Source organism: Marinitoga arctica, from assembly GCF_054657315.1.
The window spans coordinates 1-375 of the sequence record NZ_BAAHYY010000082.1 but is presented as its reverse complement, the minus strand read 5'-3'; the positions used below and the strand labels follow the sequence as shown (position 1 = coordinate 375).

At 29.1% G+C, this 375-nt stretch carries 1 pseudogene; it reads left to right on the top strand.

The features are described 5' to 3' along the window. Window positions 1–153: 153 nt before the first annotated feature. A pseudogene (locus ACYQ44_RS10450) lies at window positions 154–323 on the top strand (IS21 family transposase); the annotation flags it as partial. Between the last annotated feature and the right edge of the window lie 52 nt (window positions 324–375).

Sequence of the window (375 nt, the reverse complement as noted above, 5' to 3'; positions counted from 1 at the left end):
CGTTTTCTCATTAAAAAACACCCCTTTCTTTTTTTCAATTTTATGATACCACTTTCTTATTTTATGTCCAAATCTTCTAGAGGGTGAATACGAATACGAAAATAGATAAAGGAATAATGGTATCCTTCTTTTTTGGAAGGGAGGATACCAAAGATGGAGAAATTAAAACAACAACTAGAAATAATAAGGATGAAGGGAATGAAACCAAATTTTTCTGAATTAGGAAGAATATATGGATATGACAGAAGAACAATAAAAAATATTAGGAAGGATATGAAGGGAAACCACAAAAAAGAAAGAAGAAAAGTAAATTGGATAATTATTTAAAATGGAGAAATGGAATTAACTGTTCCAAGAGATAGAAATGGTGAATTC